We start from the raw sequence: 17381 nt of genomic DNA on the forward strand, positions 1-17381 counted from the left end.
ACCGCACCGGCAGCGTCGCCCAACATCGTCGCCCAAGGCGACGGTGACTCCATCACCTGCACCGTCCACGTCGACGACGAACTCAAAGACACCCGCACCTCCACGGGCGTGCACGCCCAGACCTTCTGCCTGGTGAAATCTGCATGAGCCACCCCACTTCCGACAACTACGCGGGCGCACCGACTGCGGTCATCCCGAAGGCTGAAAAGCCCCACCGGCCCTTGATCCCGCGGTTCCTTCGCACCTTCGCGATCCCGGTGATCCTGTTCTGGATCGGCGTCATCGTCGTGCTCGGGACCGCCGTGCCGTCGCTGGACGAGGTCGGCAAGATGCGCTCGGTCTCGATGTCGCCGGATCAGGCTGCCTCGGTCATCGCAACGAAGCGCGTCGGCGAGGTATTCCAGGAGTTCAAGTCGAACAGCTCGGTGATGGTCGTGCTGGAGAGCGATCAACACCTCGGCGCAGAGGCACACGCCTACTACGACGAGATGATCAAGAAGCTCGAGGCGGATACCACGCACGTCGAGCACGTCCAGGACTTCTGGAGCGACCCGCTGACCGCAGCCGGCTCCCAGAGCAACGACGGCAAAGCCGCCTACGTGCAGGTGTACCTGCACGGTAACCAAGGTGAGTCGCTGGCCAACGAATCCGTTCAGGCCGCGCAGGACATCATCAAGAGCATCAAGACGCCGCCGGACCTGAAGGTCTACGTCACCGGCCCGGCAGCGCTGGCCGCCGATCAGCACATCGCCGGTGACCGCAGCGTCAAGATGATCGAGGGCGTCACGTTCCTGGTCATCATCGTCACCCTGCTGCTCGTGTACCGGTCGTTCATCACCGTGCTGCTCACCTTGTTGATGGTGGTGCTCGAGCTGTCCGCGGCGCAGGGCGTCGTCGCGACACTGGGCTACTACGACATCATCGGCCTGTCGACCTTCGCGACCAACCTCTTGGTCACCCTGGCCATCGCAGCGGCGACCGACTACGCCATCTTCCTGATCGGCCGATACCAGGAGGCCCGCGGCGCCGGCGAGTCCCGCGAAGAGGCCTATTACACGATGTTCGAAGGCACGGCCCACGTCGTGCTGGGTTCGGGTCTGACCGTTGCGGGCGCCACGTTCTGCCTGCATTTCACCCGGATGCCGTATTTCGTGTCGCTGGGCGTCCCGCTGGCCATCGGCATGGTCACCGTGGTGTTTGCCGCGCTGACCCTGGGTCCGGCCGTGATTTCGCTGGCCAGCCGGTTCCGCAAGACGCTCGAGCCCAAGCGCGCGATGCGGGTTCGCGGCTGGCGCAAGATCGGTGCGGCAGTGGTCCGCTGGCCCGCCCCCATCCTGGTCGGCACCATCGCGCTGTCCCTGGTCGGCCTTCTGACGCTCCCGGGCTACCAGCCCGCCTATAACGACCGCCTGTACCTGCCCGCCGACATCCCCGCCAACGAGGGTTATGCCGCGGCAGACCGGCACTTCTCGCCGGCCCGGATGAACCCCGAGTTGATGCTCATCGAGAGCGACCACGATCTGCGCAACTCCGCCGACTTCCTGGTGATCGACAAGATCGCCAAGGCCATCTTCAAGGTCCCCGGGATCTCCAGGTCGCAGACCATCACCCGCCCCGAGGGCAAGCCGATCGAGCACACCTCGATCCCGTTCCTGATGAGCATGAGCGGCACCTCGCAGAAGATGAACGAGAAGTACGCGCAGGACTCGATGGCCAACATGCTCAAGCAGGCCAATGACATGCAGGTCAACATCGACACGATGAAGAAGATGCAGGGCATCACCACCCAGATGGCGGCCACCACGCACAGCATGGTCGGCAAGATGGTGACGATGACCCTGGATGTGGCCGACCTGCGCGACCACATCTCCGATTTCGACGACTTCTTCCGGCCGATCCGCAACTACCTCTACTGGGAACCGCACTGCTACGACATCCCGGTCTGCTGGACCATGCGCTCGGTCTTCGACACCCTCGACGGCATCGACACCATGACCGACGACATCCAGAACCTGATGCCGGACATGTTGAAGCTCGACAAGCTGATGCCTCAGATGGTCGCGTTGATGCCCGAGATGATCTCGACGATGACCAACATGAAGCAGTACATGTTGACCATGTACCAGACCCAGAAGGGTCTGCAGGATCAGATGCAGGCGCAGCAGGACAACGCGAGCGCCATGGGCGAGGCGTTCGACAACTCCCGCAACGACGACTCGTTCTACCTGCCGCCCGAGGTCTTCGACAACGCCGAATTCAAGCGCGGCATGAAGAACTTCATCTCGCCCGACGGCAAAGCAGTGCGGCTGATCATCTCGCACGAGGGCGAACCGATGAGCGCCGAAGGCATCTCGCACATCGACGCGATCAAGAACGCCGCCAAAGAGGCCATCAAGGGCACTCCCATGGAGGGCTCCAAGATCTACCTCGGTGGCACCGCGGCGACCTTCAAGGATCTGCAGGAGGGCGCTGACTACGACCTGCTGATCGCCGGAATCTCCGCCCTCGCACTGATTTTCGCGATCATGTTGATCATCACCCGATCGGTGGTGGCCGCCGCGGTCATCGTCGGCACCGTGGTGCTGTCGCTGGGCGCGTCCTTCGGTCTGTCAGTTCTGGTGTGGCAGCACCTGATCGGGCTCAACCTGCACTGGATGGTCATCGCGATGGCCGTCATCATCCTGTTGGCCGTCGGCGCGGACTACAACCTGTTGCTGGTCGCCCGGTTCAAGGAAGAGATCCACGCCGGGCTCAACACCGGCATCATCCGGTCGATGGGCGGCACCGGTTCCGTGGTCACCTCGGCCGGTCTGGTCTTCGCCTTCACCATGATGTCCATGGCGGTCAGCGAGCTGCACGTGGTCGGTCAGGTGGGAACAACCATCGGTCTGGGTCTGTTGTTCGACACGTTGATCATCCGATCTCTGATGACGCCGGCTATCGCCGCCCTGATGGGCAAGTGGTTCTGGTGGCCACAGCGCGTGCGTCAGCGTCCGGTGCCCGAGCCGTGGCCGCAGCCCAAACAGGCCGGCGAACTGCAATCAGCCTCCAGCAGCACAGGTATCTAGGAAACAGGAGTAAGGACTATGGTCGAGATCATGCGTGGTCTGAAGCATGCCGGTGTCGCGGTCGCAGCCCTGGGCGCGGTCGCCACGACTCTCGCCGGACCGGCCGCCGCCGATGCCACCGACGACTACCCGATCCCCCACCGGATCATCATCACGACCTGTGATGCCGAGCAGTACCTGGCCGCCGCCCGCGACACCAGCCCGGTCTACTTCTCGCGGTACATGATCGACATGCACAACCGCCCGGCCGACATCCAGCAGATGGCCCAGGACCGCATCCACTGGTTCTTCTCGCTGGACGCCGTGGGCCGCCGGCAGTACTCCGAGGACACCGCCACCAACATCTACTACGAGCAGGTGGCCACCCACTGGGGCAACTGGGCGAAGATCTTCTTCAACAACAAGGGCGTCGTCGCCAAGGCCACCGACGTCTGCCAGAGCTACCCCAAGGGCGACCTGAACGTCTGGAACTGGGTGCAGGCACCCTAGGGCCTTCGGCCCAGCCGACCTCGGCGTGATTCGTACCGGTCACCGGTACGAATCCGATCTCGGCAGCGCACTGCTCCGGGGTACCGACGATGCCGATGGTCCGGACCATGTCGTCGCTGATCAGTGCCCGCATGCCGGCGAAGTCACCGACCTTGGACATGGTGTTGAGCGTCGGCTGCAGATCGGCCCACCCCTCGGTCTCCAGCACCGGCAGGTAGGCGGGCGTGGAGCCGTAGAACGCGATCAGCGTCGCGACGCCGTTGATCGCCGCGGTCAGGTCCTCCTCGGTCCGTCCCACCGCCACCATCGCTTGAGCGATGATCTGCAGGTCGCCCGGTGCGCGCCCGGCACGCTGCAGTCCCTCCCCCACCGCCGCCAGGGTGCGGTCGGCGAAATGCCGGGCACTGTGGAACGGCATCACCAGCAGCCCGTCGGCGACCTGGGCGGCGGTGCGGGTCATGATCGGACCCAGCGCGCCCATGAGCACAGCCGGTGGCCCGTAGGGGTTGGGGCCGGGGTTGAAGTTCGGCGGCATCAGGGTGTGGGTGAAATGCTTGCCGCGAAAATTCAACGGCGCCTTGCCTTCCCAGCAGTCGAAGATCGCCTTGATCGCCGTGACGGTCTCGGCCATGCGTTCGGCGGGTTTGGCCCACTGTGCGCCGTAACGCTTTTCGATGTGCACCTTGATCTGTGAGCCCAGGCCCAGCCGGAAACGACCGCCGCTGTACACCTGCAGGTCGTAGGCGGCGTGCGCGAGATGCAGCGGACTGCGCGGGCCGGCGATCGCGACGTTGGTCATCAGGTCCACCTCGACCGCGCCGGCCGCCGCCACCAGTGGCAGGAAGACGTCGTGCGGGCCTTCGAACGTGAACACCCCGTCGGCGCCGAGGCCGGCCAGCTCGCGAGCATGGTCGGCGGCTCGCTGAGGCGCGCCGTCGATCTGGAGTTGTACCCGCATGGGCGGTTGCCTTCCGTTCAGTTCCCGACGTAGTCCAGAATCGCCGCGGCCACCTCGGCCGGCCGGTCGACCTGCAGGAAATGCCCTGCGCCATCGATGGTTTGGACCACCGACCCGGCGGGCAAGGCATTCAGCAACTGCTCGGTGTAGCCGACCTGCATCGCGCCATCCTGCGTTCCGTGCAGGTACAGGATCGGGGCACACGGCAGTTCCTGCAGATACCGCTCGAACTCGGCATACGGCGCGTTGACGCCGCCGGGGCGAACCAGCGCCCGGTAGTAGCCGACCGCGGCGGCCCGATGCGCGGGGCTCGGCAGCGCGGCCAGCGTGGTGGCGACATCGTCGGACACGTCAGTTCCGGCCGGCGACCAGTCTCGCCAGAGTCGCGGGATGACCCGGTGCAGGGTGCGCTCCGGCAGGCCGGGAAGCTGAAAGTACATGATGTACCAACTCATTCGGAGTTGGATCAGGCTCATGCGGACGGTGCGGGCGGCACTGAACCGGGTCTGGCTCATCGCCGCCAGCGGCGGGACGGACATCGACACCACCGAACCGAACGGCGAATTCGGATACGCAGCAACGGCATTGGCGGCGAAGGCACCCCAGTCGTGGCCCACCAGCACGGCGTCGGGCCCACCACCCAGTGCGTCGTAGAGGTCCAGCACGTCGGACACCAGGGCCCCGACGTGATAGTTGCCGTCGGCCGGCACACCGCTCGGTGCATAGCCGCGCATGAAGGGCGCCACGACGCGGTAGCCCGCCTCCGCCAGCAGCGGCGCAACGCGCCGCCAGCCATGTGCGCTGTCCGGAAAACCGTGCAGGCACAACATCAATCGCCCGTCGGCCGGACCCCACGCCAACGCCCGCATGCGCAGGCGCGGTAGCGCGAGGTCCAGGGTCTCCTGATTGGCCATCATCGCTACGGGGTCAGCGTGACCTTGATGCAGTCCGCGGTCCGTGCCGCGACGGCGGCGTAGGCCTTGGGCGCGTCATCGAGCGACATGGCATGAGTGAAGATCCCGTCGACGTCGAGCCGGCCCGACCGCAGCAGCGGGATCAGCGCGGGCCAGGTCTGTTGCACCGGCGCGGTCGTCATGCGCAGGGTGATGCTGCGGATGAGCGACAGCGTCGCGGGGAACGGAAACGGGTTGAGGTCGTGCACCCCGACCACCGACACCGTGCCGCCGGCGCGCACCGCGGCCAGCGCGGCGTTCATGGTGGTGTCGTTGCCGACGGCGTCGATCACCGACGCCGCTCCCCTGCCGCCCGTCGCTTCGTGGACGGCACCGATCTGGTCGGGGGTGATCGCGGTGGCTCCGCTGCGGGCGGCCAACTCGCGCCGCCCCTCGACCGGGTCGACGGCGAACACCTGACCGGCGCCCTGGGCGATGGCGCAGCGCACCGCGCACAGGCCGACCGCACCCAGACCGAACACGACGACGGTGCCGCCCGGCGGGATGTCGGCGCGCTGCGCCGCGGCCCAGCCGGTGGCGAGGTTGTCGGTGAGCAACAGGGCGGCCTCGGTGCTGAGATCGCTTGGCAGCCGGTGCAACTGGAAGTCCGCCGACGGCACGGCGAGCAGTTCGGCCTGGGCGCCGCCGAGCACGCCGGAACCGAAGATCTGCGGACCCGACACACACGTGATCGGGTCCTTCGTGTCGCAGCCGACGCAGTGGCCGCAGCCCGCCACCGACGAAATCAATACCGGGTCACCGACTTTGACGGTGCGAACCTCGGAACCCACCTCGACGACGGTGCCGATGGCCTCGTGGCCGAGCGCCAGCGGCGTGGCCAACGGGTAGTCACCTTCGTAGAAATGCAGGTCCGATCCGCAGATCGCCGCCGTGGTGATCTGGACGACGGCGCCGTCCGGCCCGGGCAGCACCGGGTCGGGCACGGTATCGACGTAGACGTTGCCGGGGGCGTCGATCAATACGGTTCTCAACTGTCCACCTCTGCTGATCCGGTGTTCCGTAACGGTGTTACAGGGTCACCTTACGGAGTCCGGATCCGGCTGTGTCGAGAACCCTCGGCAAGCCCGGGCCGCGCCTACCATCGAGGCATGACGGCGAGCACGGGGCGGCTGAGTGCCGCCGTGTGGGACCTCGCGATTCCGGCGCACCGGCAGCCGGGCCTGGCCATGGCGGGGTTCCGCGGCCGGGCCCCGACACAGCTCGCGCTGCAGCTCGTGCCCTACCCCGCCGTGACGGTGTTCATCGAGTTCGGTGACGGCGAGTTGGTCGACGCGTCCGGCACGCGCCGCACCGGCGGCGGTGTCGTCGGACCGGCACCCGGCACGCTGACCGCGGTCGGCCGCGACGTCGACTGCCTGCAAATCCGGCTGTCGCCGCTACTTGCCCACGCGGTGTTCGGCGGCTCCGACCCGACCGGCGTCATCCCCCTCGACGCGGTCTGGGGCAAGGGCGCCCAGCGCCTGTGCGAGCGGCTCCACGCGGCTCCGTCGTGGGACGAGCGGTTTGCCATCGCCACAACGGAATTCGCCCGGCGCCGCGAATCCGGGCCCGCCGTGGATCCCGAGGTCGACGCGGCGTGGCACGCCATGGTGCGCGGCCACGGGCAGGTGCGGGTCGACCGCATCGCCGACGAGATCGGCTGGAGCCGCAAGCGACTGTGGTCGAGGTTCGGCGCACAGATCGGCCTGCGACCCAAGCGCGCCGCGCAATTGATCAGGTTCGACGATGCCGCGCACCGGCTCGCCACCGGCAGTGCGCCGGGCGAGGTGGCCTACGCCTGCGGCTACGCCGATCAGTCGCATCTGCACCGCGATGCGCGGTCGTTCGCCGGGCTGACGCCGGCGGGCGTCGCCGAGGCGCCGTGGCTCGACGTCGACCCCGTGGCGTGGCGGTAAGGGAACATTCGTCCAAGACGCCGCCGTGTCCGGCCACCATCGTGGTGGCCATGGATCCCGAGTTGCAGCCCTTCATATCGCTGTTCCCGAAAGCCGAGCTGGACGATCCGGTGGTCGCCAGCCGCCGGCTCGCCGAACTGTCCGCCGCGGTGCCCGCACCCGACACCACCGGCTTGCAGATCAGCGACCGGCTCGTGCCCGGCAATCCCGACATTCCGGTACGCCTGTACCAACCCGCGGAGCCGATCGGCGCCATCGTGTGGCTGCGCGGCGGCGGATTCGTCATGGGCGACCTCGACACCGAGCACCCGTGGGCCGCTCGTATCGCCCAGGCGACGGGTGCTGTCGTGGTGTCCGTCGGGTATCGCTGTGCACCCGAAAACCCTTATCCGGCAGGGCTGGACGACGTCTACCGGGCGCTGACGTGGGTGGCCACCAACGCGGCGGCGCTCGGAATCGATCGCGACCGCATCGCCATCGGCGGCCATTCTGCGGGCGCGAATCTGGCCGCCGCGGCCGCACTGCGGGCACGCGACGAGGGCGGCCCGCGGATCGCCTTCCAGCTGCTCAACCAACCAGTGCTCGACGACCGCCAGCTCACGTGGTCCGCCCGAGCCTTCACCGACAGCGTCTTCATGACGCGGGCGAAGGTCGCCGCGATTTGGCGGCACTATCTCGGCGGCAGACCCGCGTCGGCGTACGCCGCACCGGCCAGGGCCGAAGATTTGTCCGGGCTGCCGCCCGCCTACCTCGCGACGGCGGAGTTCGACCCCAACCGCGACGAAGCGCTCGAGTTCGGCATCCGGCTGCTACAGGCCGGCGTTTCGGTCGAGCTGCACCAGTGGCCCGGCACGTTCCACGGGTCGCAGGCGATCCTCGGCGCCGATGTCTCGGGGCGTCAGCTCGCGGAGCTCAGCGGCGCGCTGCGTCGCGGCTTGACCACCGACTCGGCGCACCCGCGGGCGGTGTCCGCGTGACCGCCACCGTCGACCTGTTCGCGTCTTTCGTGCACCTCTACGACGACGGCCGCGTCGCACCCGCCGAGCGCAGGTTCGGCTCCGGAGAGCCGGGTTGGCATGTCATGACGTTCCACGCGGAAACCGACGCCGAGGTGCACGCCGATCACTGGGAAATCCACACGGAGGCAGACGAACTCGTCGTCTGCCTCTCCGGGGAGATACGGCTCTACCTACGCACCACGGCGGGCGACGACCCCGGCGTCGCACTGACGACGGGGCACGCGATGGTGGTGCCGCGCGGGACGTGGCACCGCATCACGTTGACCCGTCCCAGCGACATCATGTCGATCACGTTTCCCCGCGGCAGTCGGCTCGAGCAGCGCGACTGACCGCGGGGACAACGTCAGACCACCTCGCGGCGCCGGCGACCGATGTAGATGCTCAGACCGACCGCACCCAGGCTCAGCAGGCCGCAGGTCACCGCGGCGATGGTCAGCGCCTTGTTCGGGTTCTCCAACCCCTTCTGGTCGTTGACCAGTTGCAGGTTGTAGTCGCCGGGCAGCGGTGCCTCACGCGGCTCGTCGAGGCCCGGGAACTGCTGGGTCCGGTGCACCTCGAATTGCCGTTCGCCGGCGGGGCTTTGGGTCCACTGGCCCCAGGCCGGGGTGACGCCGTCGAGCAGCACGCGGCGTTCGCCGTACTGCACGTCGTCACCCGCGTCGACGATGCGCTGCACCCGGAACGGCTGGTAGACCGCGTCCGAATAGCGAACCTGCACAGGCACATTCGCGTAGCTCAGTACCGGTGGAGGCGGCGGAGGCAGCGGCATCCCGACGCCCGGGTAGTAACCGCCGCCGAAGAAACTGCCCACCGCGACGTTGACGGCGGTGTTGACGGCGTTCACCACGACCGCGGTGAAGCTGTACGCCGCGAGGTCGGCGACCTCCATGACGATGCGCTGCAGCGGCGGGATGTACACGATGCGCGGCGCGTTCCGGTAGACGTACACCACCCGGACGGGGTCGCGGTACGGGTTGAACATCACCGGGCGGTAGTAGTCGTCGTACTGCACCCAGTCGGGCCGCCACTGCCGGACCCGGTTGTCCCAGTCCCGGCCCATCGGACGGTTGTCGTGACGATCCCAATCAGCCCGGTTGTCCCGGTTGTCTCGGTCGTCGCGGCGGTTCCAGTCGGCACGGCTGTCGAACTGGAAGTTGGCGACGTTGACGACCTTGGCCAGGTCGGCCACGTCGTGCACCGGGGCCGGTTCCGGCAGCTTGACATCGACCGCCGCGGCTGCCTTTGCGGTCGCGATATCCGCGACCGGGGCGGTCAGCGTCTCGGGCTTGAGCAGCTCGATCGGCCGCACCTCGCGGGCTTCGCGAGCCCCAGTGGTCGACGGCGACGCCGACTTCGACGATCCGGCGGTCACTGTCGCCGAAGCCGTGGCGGTGGCATCGATCCGGCCGGGGCCGGCCTCGATACCCGCGTGCTCGCCGAGCTGGCCCTCCACGCCCGCGAGCGGCTTGCCTTCAGCCACAGTGCGATCGGTGGGAGCCGTCGACTTGTCCGGCTTGTCCGGCTGGACAGCGTCGGCCGGCGACGGGCGCTCTGCGAGCGCGGTGGTCGGGCTCGCCGTCACCGAGGTCGCCGACGGAGCCGACGGGGCCGGCTCGGCGACGACGGTCGACGGACGCGCCTGCGTCGTCGGCTCAACAGGTGCTTCCTGTGCCTTGGTGACCTTGGTGGTCGGCGCGGGGGTTTCCGTGTGCGACGGCGGAGCCGCGACGACAGGCGTCTCGACAGCCGTCGTCGTGGTCGGCGCCTGCGGCGTCTTCTCCGGTGCCTTGTTGTCCGGCACCTTGCTCTCCGGGGCGGCGGTCACCACCGGGGCTACCGGAGCCACCGGAGCCGCGGGTGGGTCGGCGGGCGGCTTGGCCTGGACGACCGGGGCGTCGGCGGGAGCCTGCCGGCTCGGCGCCTCGGCCTCCGCCGTCTGCTCCCGCTGCTTACGGCCGCGCTGGCCACCGTCCTGCCCGTAGCCACCACCGGACCCCGAGCCGTCCTGCGCCGAGGACGAGGAATCCTGCCTGGGCGGCTTGGGCACGAGTGTGGTGGTGCTCGAGCTGTCGGAATCACTGCTCGGCTTGGCCGACACCGGAGCCGCGCCCACGGTGAGCGCGGTCAATGTCGTCGCCACGCCGGCAGCGACCGCTCCTACGAGCCGCCCCTGACGCCGTGACTGCCGAGTGTTCTTGTTATTGGTTTTATCGGTATGAGTAGCCATCGCGTATCGACTCCCTGCTGTGTCGCAACGATCTCACCGAGTCCATCTACTTAGACGGGCTCGGCGTTACATTCGACGTCTACTTGCCCGGGTTTGTTCCGGCCGCGACCGTCGCGGCCGGGCCGGCGGGCGGTGCCGGGGTCGTCGATCCCGCCGGGAACCCGGTCACCGGGACGCCGGGAGTGCCGACCCGTCCGGCCAGCCACGGCAGGCTGGTCTGGAATGCCGTCACCGCAAAGGGCCAGTCGTGCTTTCCCGGCTGCGCGACGACAGCGCAGTCGATCCCCAGCTGCCGGCCCACCGCGCACAGCGTCTTCCCTGCCTCGGTCTGGTCGCCGGGGTTGCCGGCGCCGTCACGGCCGCCGAGGCCGACGGCGTCGGGGTGCGCCTTGGCCCCTTTCCACTGGGTCGGGGCATCCGACGAGATGGAGAACCAGCCCGAAACACCTTGATAAGGGCCGTGTTTGGTCATCACGGTTTGGGGATCGAAGGTCGCCCACTGCGCTTCGCTACCGCCGTAGAGCCGGGCGATGGTCTGCTCCTTGGTACCCGCGTTGGGGCCCATGTCCCCGGCGATGTCGACGAATGTGCCGAACAGCTCGGGGTGCATGACGGTGAGATCCACCGCACAGGTGCCGCCCATGGACCAGCCGACGACGCCCCAGTTGGCCGGTTTTGCGCTGACGCCGAACGTGGACTCCATATATGGCGGGATGTCCTTGGTGAGGTGGTCGGCGACGTTGCCGCGGGGGCCGTTGACGCACTCGGTGTCGTTGTTGAACGAACCGCCCGCGTCGACGAACGCGAATACCGGCGCATTGCCGCCGTGCGCGGCCGCGAAGTTGTCGAAGAGGCTGGCGACGTTGCCGATGCGCAGCCAGTCCGCCGGGGTGTTGAACTCGCCGGCGACCATCATCACCGTCGGCAGCGGCGGGGCGTTGTGCGCGAACCACGCGGGCGGCAGATAGACGACTTCGGTGCGGTGCGCGAAGCCCGACGCGGTGTCCGGGATGTCCACCTGAACCACCGCACCATGCGACGGGACGATGCCGGCGGCCTTCATCGAGGTGACGCTGGACATCTCGGTTTCGTCGGTGAGCGGGCCGGCGGTGAGCTCGCCCCACGCGGTCTGGACGGTCGGGAAGTAGCCGACCCAATCGTTGAGGGCGACACCGGTGCTGAGCAGGCACAGCGGCACGGCGAGAATGGCGACGCCGCGGCGCCACCACTTCGACCCGCGCCAGCCGAGCACCAGCACGCCCAGCGCCAGCCCGGACAGACCCACCCAGATCCACAGTGACGCCGGTGCCGGGTTCCCTGCCAGGCCTTGCGATGCGGTGTACCAGTTCGCCCACGCGGCGGCGGCGATGCCGAGGATGGCGCAGACCGGCAGCCACAGGTACCGCCACCGGCGACCGCGCCAGCCGATGGCGAGGATCAGCACAATCGCGGCGATCACCTGGATGGTGACGGGCAGCCATCCGTAGAGCAGAGAAAGCCCGTGGTGATTGGGCGCGACAACAGGTGGGAGCGGCGGGGCCGCAGGGCCGCCCGGGGCGTCGGCAAGAAACGTCGTCGTCACAGAATTCGATGATGGTCGCGCCAGCTGTGCGCCCGCTGTGCTGACCGCATGAGGCTCGTGAGCTTGCGGCCTAGCCGATGCCGATACCGAAATACAGTTCGGGCACGACGCCCGGATACAGGTCACGCGGGTTGGCGCCACCGGCCTGTCCCGGAATGCCGACGCAGACGTCCTCTTCGACGCCGTCGACGTGCCGGCTCTGGCAGGTGGCCGGCTGATCGGCGGCAGCGGTCGGCGCCGTCAGAAATCCCGATCCGAGGCAGACAGCTGCCATCAGCAGCCCGGCGGCCATCCGCCACGACTGTGCTGCCCTGATCGCTGCGCTTGTCATCACTTGCCCGGCATTCGTCGACCACACCGAATTTCGGCCCTATGAGAAGTCTGCGCGCTGACCGAGCCACACGCCAGGGCCATTCCCGCCACCACTGGGCGTCGAATTCACTCTAGTCACACCAGTCACAGCTGCCACATAGGAAACTCTAATGTGTATTAGTAACTCAGATCACTTCAATAACAATTGCATCACTAAGCGCGACTGAATCACTAATAACAAAAGAATCACAGGCCCCATACGTACCTATAACCACACGGTAAACACTACTCTCGTAACAGCTCACTGACCTGCAGCGACACGCTAGATAACAACTGCCAGTGCCGTCTCTTCTGCATCAGAAATATGCAGAAACACTAAATTTACTCGAAGAATAACAATTACCCCATTAGCACAGCTGATTATCAGGTTTAACGTCTGTATGGACAGCACCACGCGTCAATTGCGAACCATTTTGCGATCGGTATAGGGCCGTTCGCACAACAGGATCGAGGTGGGTATGAGCGGGCACCTATTTGTTCGTGCGGTCGCCATATCCGGCGTACTCGCGATCTCTCAACTGTCGTTGTCGATCTCCGAGGCCAACGCCGAACCCAACTGGGACGCCATCGCGCAATGCGAATCAGGCGGCAACTGGTCGGCCAATACCGGCAACGGCTTCTACGGCGGACTCCAGTTCAGCCCGGGCACCTGGACCGCCAACGGCGGCATGGGATCACCGGCAGCGGCCAGCCGCGGAGAACAAATCCGGGTGGCCCGAAATGTCATGCGTACGCAGGGCATCGGCGCTTGGCCGGTGTGCGGAAGCCAGGCAGGACAGGCGTCGGCGCCCAACGTGTGCCGCACCCTGGTGCAGTTCATCCCGCTGTCGAACCTGCCATTCCTGTGCAGGACGCTGCTGAACGTCTTCCGCTAAAGGGCGGGACACTCCCTTCGACGGCTGACTGGGACGCGTCCTCAGAAGCCGAAATCGCCGAGACCGGGGTGGTCGTCGGGACGGCGGCCCAGCGGCCAGAAGTACTTACGCTCGGATTCGGCGATCGGGAGGGTGTTGATGGATGCGTGGCGAGTGTGCATCAGACCCTGCTCGTCGTATTCCCAGTTCTCGTTGCCGTAGGAGCGGTACCAGTTCCCGGCGTCGTCGCGGTGCTCATAGGCGAAGCGCACGGCGATGCGGTTGCCGCCGTAGGCCCACAGCTCCTTGATCAGCCGGTAGTCGAGCTCGGTGTTCCACTTGCGGGTCAGCAACGCGACGATCTCGTCCCGGCCCGTGGCGAACTCCGAGCGGTTGCGCCAGCGGGAGTCCACCGCGTAGCCCAGCGACACCTTCTGCGGGTCGCGGGTGTTCCACGCGTCCTCGGCCAGTCGGACCTTCTCGATGGCGGCCTCCCGGGTGAACGGGGGCACCGGCGGGCGGGTTGTGATGGTCATATCGACTCAGCTCCTTCGAACTCTGAGGATCCCGAAGGCTCGACGAGCCTCGGAACCATCGGAGAACGCTCGTTCTCTCGATATCTGCTAGCGTAGAGAACGTTGGTTCTCCGCGCAAGGGGGCATAGATGCTAGATCAGGAAACGGCACGCGAGCGCGCGCTCGAAGCGGCCGAGGAGCTGTTCTACAGCCGAGGCATCCAGGCGGTCGGGATGGATGCAGTGCGCAACGCTTCCGGGATATCGCTCAAACGCCTCTACGGGCTGTTCCCCTCGAAGGAAGAGCTCGTCATGGAGTTCCTCCGGCAGCGGGACTCACGGTGGCAGCACGCCCTCGCCGGCTACGTCGACGCGCAGCCACGGACCGAGGAGCGGATCACCGCTGTGTTCGACTGGTTGTACATGTGGTTCTCCGAGCCGGATTACCGCGGTTGCGCTTTCATCAACTCCTTCGGCGAACTGGGCGCGGTCTCGCCCGAGGTCGCAGAGCAGGCCCGACACCACAAGAAGGCCTTCCACGACTACCTCGCCGGCCTCGTCAGGACATCCGGGCGACCTGCCGAACTGGCCGATCAGCTCGCGCTGCTCGCCGAAGGAGCGATCACCACCGCAGCGATCTTCGGTACGCCTGAATCCGCCCACCAGGCACGAGACGCGGCGCGCTTCCTGATGCACGCGCATCCGGCCCAGGTCTCCCAGAACGACGGCGATGACACGTAGCCGAGGCGGCAATCAAGACGCCCGGGTTGGTGACAACGGCGACCGGGGAGCCGGAGCTACCTGCTCAGCAGGGCGAGTTCCTGCTGGGTGACCAAGCGCTCCATCTCGGCGCGATAGGCCTGGTCATCCGACGGACGACGGGTGACGGCGGCGGCGACTTGCGCGACGATGCGTTCCACCTTGTGAGCTGTAGACATTGGACGCTCCCAACCACGAACCGAATGGCCTGACTGCCCTCAAGCCACTCTGATCACACTGGTCTACAGGCGTCACATTTCGGCTACGGCTGCATCACATGTCGCGCACGTTGGCGTGCCGCACGCGTGTCGCGGCACGCCCCTGTGAGAACGTGCCGCGCCCAACGCCAGCCAGGGCGAATGATGGTCGCCCATGTCCGATGCCAGAACTACTGATCAGACTGATTGGCCCGCTGACGCGCTTCTGCCACACGGGCCGCAGCCCGGGCCGATTCCGCTTCGGCTTCCTTCTTCGCCGCATCGCGCTGCGCTTCGGCCTTGTCCTGCTGCGCCTGACCCTCACGGAAAAGGTCATCGCGACCGGTCAGCGCACCGACCACCGCCTTGACCTTGCCCTTGATGCCTTCGACGACGCCCTTGGCAGCTTCTTCCGGACCGCTCTCGCCCATGAGGCTCTCTTTCCGATCGTAGGTTCACACCGACCGTGCATACGGCCGTCACTGTGAGGGTTCCCCTACAACCGAAAGCGAAACATGAACCCGCGACGAGCCCTCATTCCCCCAGCGACGCCAGGTAGCGGATTCCGCCGATGCCCGGCAGGAAGAAGTAGGCGCCGCCCTTCATCGTGGTGAATGCCGGAAGGCCCTTGTGCACCTTGCGGATCGGTCGTTTGGGGACGGTGAAGTCCAGTGTGCCGTCCTGCGTGCCGCAGATCGGATCGTGTTCGTTGCCGAGTTCGTGGAAGGCCTTGTCGTTGATCCAGACGTTCTGCGCAAATTCGAACTGGCGCACCAGATCTGCGCAGATGATGAACGCCGCGATACCGCGGTCGACGCCGTCGTCCGGTGCCCCCTCAGCGAGCGCAGGACCGTACGTCGCGCCGCGCCGGATCATCCGGCGGCGATTCATGTAGTGCGCCGTGTCGCGGGGATTCAGCCGGCGCGCGTGGGAGCCCAGGGGGCACGCATAGCCGAACGGATCTTCTTCCTTGTAGTTGAAGTCGTTGTTGCGCATAGGGTCCGCGCCCAGCTCGGGGTCGTCCTGGTCCGGCGCCAACACCAGCGGGGCGCCGCTGCGCCACCGGCCCATGAACTTCGCGGCCAACAACTCTTCGCCTTCGGGGGTGTCGGCGTTCGCGCGCAGGTAATCCCGAAACACCCCGACGTGCTCTTCGAGTCTGCGGTACGCCATATAGCTGCCGTTGCGCGAAAGCGACTCGGGCTGCGGCAGATCCACCACCGGACCGTTCTCGTCGTCGTATCCGAGGATGAACTCACCGGGCGCCAACGGGTCGCCCGACCCCGGCGTGGGCTCCTCCCCTGAACCCTTCATCACCGGCTGCGACAACCGATCCCGGAAGCCGAAGTGATCGTGGGCGTAGTTGAACGGCGGCGTGGCATTGAGGTCGAGGTACGACAGGCTGCGCACCCCGTCGGTCCGTGCGAGCAGGTCGTCGTGCGCCGCGATGGACCTTGCGTTCTGTTCATCGTTGCGGGAGAACAGGATCGCGATGGCGTGCAGATCGTCGCCCGCCAGCCCGCCCACCCAGTGCTCCGGGGCTGCCGTCCCGGTGTCCCCCAGAATGCTGGCTCGCGACGCCATCCCCTCCCGGAACGCATCGGGGAAGGTCGCCAGCGAATCCTCCGGGACCCCCAGCGCGCGCAGGCCATTCCAGGTGAACGCCAAGGTGACCCAGCGATCGGACTCGCCCATCGTGGCCTTGGCGGCGGTCGCCGACTGCACCTTGTCCCGCAGTTCCGACAGCCATGCCCGGCCACCTTCGGGGGTGTCGAACGTCAGGAACTCGTAGCGCCCGGTGAGGGCGGGAGTTCGCGTCAGCAGGATGTGCTGGATGTCGTCGAACTCGAGCATTACTGCATTTGATCGAGCATCGTCGAGAACGCCGCCTTCAGCCGCAGCGCCTTCTTGATTTCGTCCGCGGTCACATAGGGGTACTCGCCGTACTCCAGGAAACTCGGCTGCTGGTGGTCGCGGACGAACTTGATGAACGCGTCGGTATTGGTCTGCCAATCCTCCGGGAAGCCTTCGAGATTGGTGAAGGCTGTCGTGACGCCGGTCGCGCTGAAGAGCGCCACCGCGTCTTCGGTGTACTTGTCGAAGTCGGTGTCGAAGATGCCCATGTACTGAAAATGCAGACCTGAGCCGACGTCGAACAGATTCCACCGCAGGTAGTGCAGACGCAGCGGCGCCAGTGCCTCCGGGCTGGCCTTGATGGTCTCCTCGATGGTCTTGCCGTAGGCCCGGAGCGCTTCTTCGCGCCCCTCCTTGACCTTCGCGATGATCGAGAAGCCGTAGCAGGCAGGGGTCTTCGGGAACACCGGACCGTAGCGGCCCCGCACCTCCTCGAAGTAGCCCTCCTTCGGGATCGCCATGGCGGCCGGTTTGGTCCAGTCCTGATTGTTCTCACCCATGTCGGCCTCCGGTTGCTTGTCCCCTACGCCGGACGCTAACACCACCCGCCAATTGTCTG

Annotated in this window: 19 protein-coding genes; 8 read left to right on the forward strand and 11 right to left on the reverse strand. The window is 66.7% G+C overall.

What is annotated here, in order from left to right:
- The 3 genes from AC1U2B_RS22970 to AC1U2B_RS22980 all read left to right on the forward strand — a co-directional run.
- Positions 1-147 (forward strand): MmpS family transport accessory protein (locus tag AC1U2B_RS22970; RefSeq protein WP_480218684.1); only part of this gene is annotated, 147 nt, incomplete at its 5' end.
- A complete protein-coding gene (locus AC1U2B_RS22975) occupies positions 144-3068 on the forward strand; it encodes an MMPL/RND family transporter (RefSeq protein WP_480218611.1) in 2925 nt (974 codons plus the stop codon). The genes AC1U2B_RS22970 and AC1U2B_RS22975, both read left to right, overlap by 4 nt.
- A 30-nt stretch (positions 3069-3098) precedes the next feature.
- A complete protein-coding gene (locus tag AC1U2B_RS22980) occupies positions 3099-3557 on the forward strand; it encodes a DUF5078 domain-containing protein (protein ID WP_260940944.1) in 459 nt (152 codons plus the stop codon).
- Here the strand turns inward: AC1U2B_RS22980 and AC1U2B_RS22985 are convergent.
- The 3 genes from AC1U2B_RS22985 to AC1U2B_RS22995 are packed head-to-tail and all read right to left on the reverse strand — an operon-like array spanning position 3463 to position 6460.
- Positions 3463-4515, reverse strand: a complete 1053-nt coding sequence (locus AC1U2B_RS22985) for a TIGR03617 family F420-dependent LLM class oxidoreductase (RefSeq protein WP_480218612.1) — start codon at positions 4513-4515, stop codon at positions 3463-3465. The two genes, AC1U2B_RS22980 and AC1U2B_RS22985, sit on opposite strands and share 95 nt — an antisense overlap.
- 17 nt (positions 4516-4532) lie before the next feature.
- Positions 4533-5429 (reverse strand): alpha/beta fold hydrolase, encoded by an 897-nt coding sequence (locus AC1U2B_RS22990; protein ID WP_480218613.1) that lies wholly within the window; start codon positions 5427-5429, stop codon positions 4533-4535.
- Between the two features lie 5 nt (positions 5430-5434).
- Positions 5435-6460 carry a zinc-binding dehydrogenase gene (locus AC1U2B_RS22995; protein ID WP_480218614.1) on the reverse strand — a complete coding sequence of 342 codons (1026 nt, stop codon included), beginning with the start codon at positions 6458-6460 and terminating at the stop codon, positions 5435-5437.
- A gap of 117 nt (positions 6461-6577) precedes the next feature.
- On the opposite strand from AC1U2B_RS22995, the gene AC1U2B_RS23000 reads away from it, so the two are divergent.
- From AC1U2B_RS23000 to AC1U2B_RS23010, 3 genes are read left to right on the forward strand one after another with little or no spacing between them, the layout of a single operon-like run.
- Positions 6578-7384, forward strand: coding sequence for a helix-turn-helix domain-containing protein (locus tag AC1U2B_RS23000; RefSeq protein WP_480218615.1), 807 nt, complete (start codon positions 6578-6580; stop codon positions 7382-7384).
- Positions 7375-8361 (forward strand): alpha/beta hydrolase, encoded by a 987-nt coding sequence (locus AC1U2B_RS23005; protein WP_480218616.1) that lies wholly within the window; start codon positions 7375-7377, stop codon positions 8359-8361. Before AC1U2B_RS23000 ends, AC1U2B_RS23005 begins: the two co-directional genes overlap by 10 nt.
- Positions 8358-8732: a cupin domain-containing protein gene (locus tag AC1U2B_RS23010; protein WP_480218617.1), complete on the forward strand. Its 375-nt coding sequence runs from the start codon at positions 8358-8360 to the stop codon at positions 8730-8732. Before AC1U2B_RS23005 ends, AC1U2B_RS23010 begins: the two co-directional genes overlap by 4 nt.
- A gap of 14 nt (positions 8733-8746) precedes the next feature.
- On the opposite strand, the gene AC1U2B_RS23015 is transcribed toward AC1U2B_RS23010, so the two are convergent.
- The 3 genes from AC1U2B_RS23015 to AC1U2B_RS23025 all read right to left on the reverse strand — a co-directional run bounded on the left by AC1U2B_RS23015 (position 8747) and on the right by AC1U2B_RS23025 (position 12504).
- On the reverse strand, positions 8747-10543 hold the full coding sequence (locus AC1U2B_RS23015) for a hypothetical protein (RefSeq protein ID WP_480218618.1): 1797 nt from the start codon (positions 10541-10543) through the stop codon (positions 8747-8749).
- Positions 10544-10709: 166 nt separating this feature from the next.
- A complete protein-coding gene (locus tag AC1U2B_RS23020; RefSeq protein ID WP_480218619.1) occupies positions 10710-12212 on the reverse strand; it encodes an alpha/beta hydrolase in 1503 nt (500 codons plus the stop codon).
- Between the two features lie 70 nt (positions 12213-12282).
- The gene (locus AC1U2B_RS23025; protein WP_480218620.1) at positions 12283-12504 is read right to left on the reverse strand and encodes a hypothetical protein; all 222 of its coding nucleotides are present in this window, start codon (positions 12502-12504) and stop codon (positions 12283-12285) included.
- A 538-nt stretch (positions 12505-13042) separates the two neighbouring features.
- Between AC1U2B_RS23025 and AC1U2B_RS23030 the strand changes: the two genes are divergently transcribed.
- Positions 13043-13459, forward strand: a complete 417-nt coding sequence (locus AC1U2B_RS23030; protein WP_043400454.1) for a transglycosylase family protein — start codon at positions 13043-13045, stop codon at positions 13457-13459.
- A 41-nt stretch (positions 13460-13500) separates the two neighbouring features.
- Here the strand turns inward: AC1U2B_RS23030 and AC1U2B_RS23035 are convergent, their stop codons facing one another.
- On the reverse strand, positions 13501-13974 hold the full coding sequence (locus tag AC1U2B_RS23035; protein ID WP_480218621.1) for a nuclear transport factor 2 family protein: 474 nt from the start codon (positions 13972-13974) through the stop codon (positions 13501-13503).
- Between the two features lie 128 nt (positions 13975-14102).
- Here AC1U2B_RS23035 and AC1U2B_RS23040 point away from each other — a divergent pair, with 128 nt between their 5' ends.
- On the forward strand, positions 14103-14693 hold the full coding sequence (locus AC1U2B_RS23040; protein WP_480218622.1) for a TetR/AcrR family transcriptional regulator: 591 nt from the start codon (positions 14103-14105) through the stop codon (positions 14691-14693).
- A 56-nt stretch (positions 14694-14749) separates the two neighbouring features.
- Here the strand turns inward: AC1U2B_RS23040 and AC1U2B_RS23045 are convergent, their stop codons facing one another.
- The 4 genes from AC1U2B_RS23045 to AC1U2B_RS23060 all read right to left on the reverse strand — a co-directional run bounded on the left by AC1U2B_RS23045 (position 14750) and on the right by AC1U2B_RS23060 (position 17322).
- On the reverse strand, positions 14750-14890 hold the full coding sequence (locus tag AC1U2B_RS23045; protein WP_162625338.1) for a hypothetical protein: 141 nt from the start codon (positions 14888-14890) through the stop codon (positions 14750-14752).
- A 209-nt stretch (positions 14891-15099) separates the two neighbouring features.
- Entirely contained in the window at positions 15100-15339 is a 240-nt protein-coding gene (gene mbp1, locus AC1U2B_RS23050; RefSeq protein ID WP_071286898.1) for a microaggregate-binding protein 1, read from the reverse strand.
- Positions 15340-15442: 103 nt separating this feature from the next.
- On the reverse strand, positions 15443-16762 hold the full coding sequence (locus AC1U2B_RS23055) for a Dyp-type peroxidase (RefSeq protein ID WP_480218623.1): 1320 nt from the start codon (positions 16760-16762) through the stop codon (positions 15443-15445).
- The gene (locus tag AC1U2B_RS23060; protein WP_480218624.1) at positions 16762-17322 is read right to left on the reverse strand and encodes a hypothetical protein; all 561 of its coding nucleotides are present in this window, start codon (positions 17320-17322) and stop codon (positions 16762-16764) included. Before AC1U2B_RS23060 ends, AC1U2B_RS23055 begins: the two co-directional genes overlap by 1 nt.
- Positions 17323-17381 lie beyond the last annotated feature (59 nt).

It is taken from the genome of Mycolicibacterium sp. P4_G11 (assembly GCF_056555145.1).

Coding starts and splice junctions, on each gene's coding strand:
- AC1U2B_RS22975 (WP_480218611.1), top strand. CDS start 144: ATGAGCCACCCCACTTCCGACAACTACGCGGGCGCACCGACTGCGGTC.
- AC1U2B_RS22980 (WP_260940944.1), top strand. CDS start 3,099: ATGCGTGGTCTGAAGCATGCCGGTGTCGCGGTCGCAGCCCTGGGCGCG.
- AC1U2B_RS22985 (WP_480218612.1), bottom strand. CDS start 4,515: ATGCGGGTACAACTCCAGATCGACGGCGCGCCTCAGCGAGCCGCCGAC.
- AC1U2B_RS22990 (WP_480218613.1), bottom strand. CDS start 5,429: ATGGCCAATCAGGAGACCCTGGACCTCGCGCTACCGCGCCTGCGCATG.
- AC1U2B_RS23000 (WP_480218615.1), top strand. CDS start 6,578: ATGACGGCGAGCACGGGGCGGCTGAGTGCCGCCGTGTGGGACCTCGCG.
- AC1U2B_RS23025 (WP_480218620.1), bottom strand. CDS start 12,504: ATGGCCGCCGGGCTGCTGATGGCAGCTGTCTGCCTCGGATCGGGATTT.
- AC1U2B_RS23030 (WP_043400454.1), top strand. CDS start 13,043: ATGAGCGGGCACCTATTTGTTCGTGCGGTCGCCATATCCGGCGTACTC.
- AC1U2B_RS23035 (WP_480218621.1), bottom strand. CDS start 13,974: ATGACCATCACAACCCGCCCGCCGGTGCCCCCGTTCACCCGGGAGGCC.
- AC1U2B_RS23040 (WP_480218622.1), top strand. CDS start 14,103: ATGCTAGATCAGGAAACGGCACGCGAGCGCGCGCTCGAAGCGGCCGAG.
- AC1U2B_RS23045 (WP_162625338.1), bottom strand. CDS start 14,890: ATGTCTACAGCTCACAAGGTGGAACGCATCGTCGCGCAAGTCGCCGCC.
- mbp1 (WP_071286898.1), bottom strand. CDS start 15,339: ATGGGCGAGAGCGGTCCGGAAGAAGCTGCCAAGGGCGTCGTCGAAGGC.
- AC1U2B_RS23055 (WP_480218623.1), bottom strand. CDS start 16,762: ATGCTCGAGTTCGACGACATCCAGCACATCCTGCTGACGCGAACTCCC.
- AC1U2B_RS23060 (WP_480218624.1), bottom strand. CDS start 17,322: ATGGGTGAGAACAATCAGGACTGGACCAAACCGGCCGCCATGGCGATC.